7 protein-coding genes and 1 pseudogene are annotated in these 5,285 nt (G+C 34.8%); all 8 read right to left on the reverse strand.

All coding sequences use genetic code 11. The features are described 5' to 3' along the window. A pseudogene (locus K6G87_RS17190) lies at positions 1–535 on the reverse strand (hypothetical protein); the annotation flags it as partial. A 214-nt stretch (positions 536–749) separates the two neighbouring features. Continuing rightward, positions 750–1,139, reverse strand: a complete 390-nt coding sequence (locus K6G87_RS17195; RefSeq protein WP_296840000.1) for a hypothetical protein — start codon at positions 1,137–1,139, stop codon at positions 750–752. Positions 1,140–1,202: 63 nt separating this feature from the next. Further along, positions 1,203–2,354 (reverse strand): DUF3048 domain-containing protein, encoded by a 1,152-nt coding sequence (locus K6G87_RS17200; RefSeq protein ID WP_296840003.1) that lies wholly within the window; start codon positions 2,352–2,354, stop codon positions 1,203–1,205. 26 nt (positions 2,355–2,380) lie between these two features. After that, positions 2,381–2,785 (reverse strand): hypothetical protein, encoded by a 405-nt coding sequence (locus tag K6G87_RS17205; protein WP_296840005.1) that lies wholly within the window; start codon positions 2,783–2,785, stop codon positions 2,381–2,383. 1 nt (position 2,786) lies between these two features. Next, entirely contained in the window at positions 2,787–3,074 is a 288-nt protein-coding gene (locus K6G87_RS17210) for a hypothetical protein (protein WP_296840007.1), read from the reverse strand. Between the two features lie 137 nt (positions 3,075–3,211). Continuing rightward, on the reverse strand, positions 3,212–4,351 hold the full coding sequence (locus K6G87_RS17215; RefSeq protein ID WP_296840010.1) for a DUF3048 domain-containing protein: 1,140 nt from the start codon (positions 4,349–4,351) through the stop codon (positions 3,212–3,214). Positions 4,352–4,397: 46 nt separating this feature from the next. Next, positions 4,398–4,802 carry a hypothetical protein gene (locus tag K6G87_RS17220; RefSeq protein ID WP_296840013.1) on the reverse strand — a complete coding sequence of 135 codons (405 nt, stop codon included), beginning with the start codon at positions 4,800–4,802 and terminating at the stop codon, positions 4,398–4,400. 44 nt (positions 4,803–4,846) lie between these two features. Continuing rightward, the gene (locus K6G87_RS17225) at positions 4,847–5,026 is read right to left on the reverse strand and encodes a hypothetical protein (protein ID WP_296840016.1); all 180 of its coding nucleotides are present in this window, start codon (positions 5,024–5,026) and stop codon (positions 4,847–4,849) included. Positions 5,027–5,285: the final 259 nt, after the last annotated feature.

A 5,285-nucleotide genomic window follows, 5' to 3' on the forward strand; every position in this document is an offset into this window, starting at 1 on the left:
CATCACTTGCTTCAAGATAAGCGTCTACTGCTTCCTGGGAATAATCGCAGTTTTCAATGCCTGCTCCATAAGCCAAAACATCTCCCCAGTCAATCTGGTCTGCATTTTTGTATGATGCAAGAGTAAAACCATAATTATCTACCTGGTTAAGATACTCCTCAAGCTTTTCAAGTTCAGCGCCGGAGAGCTCATCACCTTCCATTGTTTCTGCTGAATCATAATCTGACAGCTCTTCTATAGACTGGGCTGAAGATGTCTTTGGGGAATCGTCTTCGGCGTTATCGTCAGAAGTGTCTTGTGTGGAAGCGTCTGTTTTATCAGATTCGTCGTCTTTTGATGTGTCTTCTGCGGAATTGTCAGGCGATACGTCATCTTTGTCTTCGGAAGTATCTTCAGAAGATTCTTCTGTTGTTGTATCATCATCTGAATTAAGTCTTAGCTGCGCACTATTGCATCCAGATAGAAATGTTGTCGTTACCACTGCTGTTAATATGAACTTACAAAAGCCCCTTTTCAATTTAATTTTCCTTTCCATGTCTAGAGCATTTCTTTATAGACAAGCTCTCCAAGAAGTTCTCTTGCCATATCCCCGTCTTCGCCTTCCCAGACTTCCTCTGTCATGGAATTAAGATCATTCCTCCTATGCGTCTATAATGTTAAGCACATATCTGCATAGGAGGATTTGCTGTTTCTATTCCCCGTAATTACATATTTCAATTATTTAATGATTATTCCATGATACATTTCACTCAATACAGCTGGGTAAGAATAATTCTTCCATCTAGGTAATATTTCCTTTCAACCTCTCCCAAGTTGCAATCGCTCACTCTCACAGCTGCAAACTCATCTGTCCAATAAGTATTAATATTATAGCCTTCTTTCATATATTTAGGATTACCTGATTCAATTGATATAGCGTTGAACTGCTCATTAGATATTTCTCCATTAGGTCCGTATAGAATGCACAAACACTTATATTCATCATTTGGAATATAACCTATTTGGTATATCTTAATGTAATAATCACTATTTGATGGATTATGAACGGACACTATTTCTTTTCTTCCATATTCTGCCAAAAGAAAAAGAAACATAACAAAAACTACTATAATACTAGTGACAATTATTCTTTTTTTCATTACATACCATCCATATGTCTGCATAGGAGGAATTGCTGTTTCTAATCCCCGTAATTACAAATTTTAATTATTAAGACTAACCTCATCCCATGTATCACTTGGGACAAGAGCTATATATGTCTTTCCTGTATTAATCTGAATCTCTTGTGTATATGATGCATCCGCATAATAATGGACTATATCTGTATCCCTATATCTATCCCAGTAAATCGGAATGCACTGGCCTTTAGTAATATAGTAACCGTTGTCATTATCATATTGATAAAAATAGTATTCGAGATATCCGTTATTATCCAACATATGAAAATCTGTATTTTGAATAATTACATTATCAAATGCAAGTATTCCGCCACCCTCTGCGTCCTGATACAGATTTCCGTACTCATAATACTCATATTTCTCAGTATTTTCGTTGTATCTTAAGGTTGATTCGTTATGATAAAAAGGAAGCACTATTTCTATTACATCTGTTACATCTGTAACATAAGCCTGAAGATCTACTATTGTTCCATAATCTGTAAATTTTAATTTGTGATCATCTTTTGGATAAATCTCTCTGTAGGTTGAAGAAATTGATGAATTTGCAAATGCATTATCCAAATCTCCAGCCATGATATACTCTGTATACAGATCATCGTTTGTTACAGCAGTATTAGTAAACACTCCCGTAAAATGATCTGCAAATTTTTCCTGATCGAAATATTCATCATTAAACCAAGGGCCGCCCTCATGGCATAATACAGCATCAAACTCAGCAGCAAGAACTATATTGCTTGGTTGTGCTGTTCTGATATTACCAATCTGTTCAATGGACCCCCAGTCTTTGTATATACACATAAGACGCGTTAATCGGTCGTTCGTTGTGGTATTTATCAGTTCATATACAATATCAGCCTGAGTTGTTCCGTAGTGAGGAAAAGATTTCTTATCATTATCAATCATCACCGCAATAGGACGCTGATCTTCAAGCGATTCATCTAAGGGCTCACCTGTAAGTTCACTAATATACATCCCTTCTGGTATTTCTGCTTTTGTATTATTACTGATCTTATCTTCTTTGTTAGATATAGACGCAGAAGAATCCGTTATTTTTTCATCTTCTACTTCTGATGTAAAGACAGAAGATGTCTGTTCATTTGTTTCTTCCTTATTACACGCAGCTATCATTACCGTACAAAGACCAATAGTAATAGCAGTCATTACTCTTTTATTCATGCCAGTCCTCCACCAAGATAATCCCGTTAAAAATCTGCATCCCAGCCACATTCTTCCAATGTTATTCTTCCGTCTATATAGAATTTTCTTGTAACACCCCCACTTTTAGGATCTTTTACACTTATTGAAACAAATTCATCTTTCCATTGAACCTCAATACTGTAGTCCATATGCGTCTTAACACCACCATCTGTAGACATTGCGTAAAAATATTCTCTAGATATTTCTCCATCGGGACCATATAAAATGCATACACATTTATATCTATAATCCCTCAAGAAACCTGTCTGATATACCTTTACGTAAAAACTACTATCTGATGGGTTATATTGGGTCACCACTTCTCTTTTTCCATATTTAAGAAAAAAGCTTAAGATCATTACAATGATAATTACTGCAAGAATACCAATGCCAACAAAAATCTTTTTCATTTCACACCATCCTATAAAAATTCTTGGATTCATAAGCTGTCTTCTGAGCTTTCTTTATGGCTATATTTATTGCATCTATCTCTTTCCATGTCTGGGGCATTTCTTTATAGACAAGATATCCAAGAAGTTCTCTTGCTATATCCCCGTCTTCGCCTTCCCAGACTTCTTCTGTCATGGAATTCAGATCATTCCGTGCCTTATTTATTACCTGCTCTGTGGAAGTCATTGCTATTTCCTGTTGTTTTTGCACTTCCTTAAGCTGGTCAAGATCCCATCTGACTCTTTTCATAGTTCCTCCGAATAAAACTTCTTATTCATCACTAAAAACTGAATGTTTTGAAAAATCATTCCTCCTAAGCATCTATAGCGCTAAGCATATGTCTGCATAGGAGGAATTACTGTTTCTATTCCCCGTAATTACATATTTCAATTATTAAGACTAACCTCATCCCAAGTATCACTTGGAACCAGTGCTATATATGTCTTTCCTGTATTCATCTCAAGTTCCTTGGTAAAATCAGCGTCAGTATAATAATGAACAATACTATTATTATCACTTTTCCAGTAAATAGGAATACACTTCCCCCTGGTAAGATAATAATTGCATACTTCTAAACTTGAATTAAAGTCGTATTCCAAGTATCCGTTATCATCTATATTATATATTCTTGTGTTCTGCAGTATCACATTATCAAAAGCAAGTGAATTACTATATTCAGCATCTTGATAGATACTTCCATATTCATAATACTCATACTTCTCAGTCGCTTCGTTGTATTTTAACATCGAACTGTTATGATAAAACGGAAGTGCAACTTCTGTTACGGCAGATACCTGCCCTTCAAGATCAACAACTGTTCCATAATCGGTAAAGCATAATTTATCACCACTTTCATAATATGTATCACTATAAGTTGGTGTTATATTTGAATCTGAAAATGCCTTATCAAGATCTCCAGCTAATATAAATGTTTCATATAGTAGACGATTACTGGTATCTACATGAGAAAACACCCCAGAGAAATGATCTGAAGAATACAGCTGATAATAAAACTCGTTGTACCATGGTCCATCTTCATGACATAGAACAGCATTATATTCTGCAGCAAGCATAATATTAGTAGGCTGAGCACTTCTAATATTTCCAAGTTTCTGAATATCTCCCCAATCTTTAATAATACACATAAGACGAGTAATTCTGTCTTGGTTTGTACTGTTTATAAGTTCATAAACTATATCCGCCTCTGTTGTCCCATAATGAGGAAGGGAATCGTATTCATTGTCAATCATAACAGCAATTGGACGTTGATCTTTAAGAGAATCATCAATTGGCTCCCCTGTAAGTTCGCTTAAATACATTCCTTCAGGAACTTCTATTTTGGTGTTCTCAGTTGTTTTATCTTCATTAGAAGATGTTATGATTTGAGTATTTGAAGATGTATCTATTGCTGCGTCTGATGATGACAGACTGGACGATATCTGCGATTCCTTATTATCATTACCACATCCAACTATTATCGCTAAGCAAAGACTTGTTAAAAAAACATTAGTCACTCTTTTATTCATAAAAGACCTCCAAGCCAACCTATTAATCGATGTATCTATTTTGATATCACCAGTCCACATCCCAATCGCAAGGTTCTATTATAATCCGTCCATCAATATAGAATTTACGTGTCGATCCAACAGACCCTCGCTCCGTTGAACTTACAGAAACATAATCGTCCATCCAAATAATATCAATGCTAATATCCTCTTTCATATATCTTGGCTCAATCTGATCAGTCGACATTGCATCAAAATATTCTCTTGATATTTCTCCGTTTGGTCCATACAAAATACATACGCATCGATAATATGTAGTACGGATATACCCTATTTGATATGCCTTAATATAATAATCATGGTTTTCTGGATTATGTATAGTTGCTATTTCTTTTCTTCCATATATAGCAAGGAAAACTATGAGAACAACTAAAATATTAAAAATCCCCAGAATAATTAATCTCTTTTTCATCTTATACCTTTCTATATAGTTTGATTGATATACTAATAGTATATTTATTGTTCAGAATATCCATCTATATACTTATATGCTTCATCTCCAGATGCTTCTTGCTGATCAATAATATAATATCCTGGACTTTCTTCAATATGACGACCATTAGGACCCAGTTTATAAGAAACATAATATTTCTTATACTCATACTCTGGAGCACCACTCTGTTGATTTTCTGTCACTCCTGAATCAGACTTAATTGTTGATCCTCTTTTTATGCCAAATATATCTTTTTCTGTATATTACTTAACTGCTTCTTCGATATATACCGAAGAAGCAGTTAAGTAATCCTACTCTTTTAACTTATCCCATGACATCTTCAGATAATCCAATTTCTTCTCTTCGCTCTTCAAGACGCTTTTCTACTTCGCTATAAGGACAGATGTTAACATCTGCATCATCAAACGTCTTCTTGTATATAGATGAGTCTTCATAAATTGA

Source organism: Butyrivibrio sp., assembly GCF_024699075.1.

Bases quoted from the DNA above. Each gene is read 5' to 3' on its own strand.
- K6G87_RS17195 (WP_296840000.1), bottom strand. From the start codon at position 1,139: ATGAAAAAAAGAATAATTGTCACTAGTATTATAGTAGTTTTTGTTATG.
- K6G87_RS17200 (WP_296840003.1), bottom strand. From the start codon at position 2,354: ATGAATAAAAGAGTAATGACTGCTATTACTATTGGTCTTTGTACGGTA.
- K6G87_RS17205 (WP_296840005.1), bottom strand. From the start codon at position 2,785: ATGAAAAAGATTTTTGTTGGCATTGGTATTCTTGCAGTAATTATCATT.
- K6G87_RS17210 (WP_296840007.1), bottom strand. From the start codon at position 3,074: ATGAAAAGAGTCAGATGGGATCTTGACCAGCTTAAGGAAGTGCAAAAA.
- K6G87_RS17215 (WP_296840010.1), bottom strand. From the start codon at position 4,351: ATGAATAAAAGAGTGACTAATGTTTTTTTAACAAGTCTTTGCTTAGCG.
- K6G87_RS17220 (WP_296840013.1), bottom strand. From the start codon at position 4,802: ATGAAAAAGAGATTAATTATTCTGGGGATTTTTAATATTTTAGTTGTT.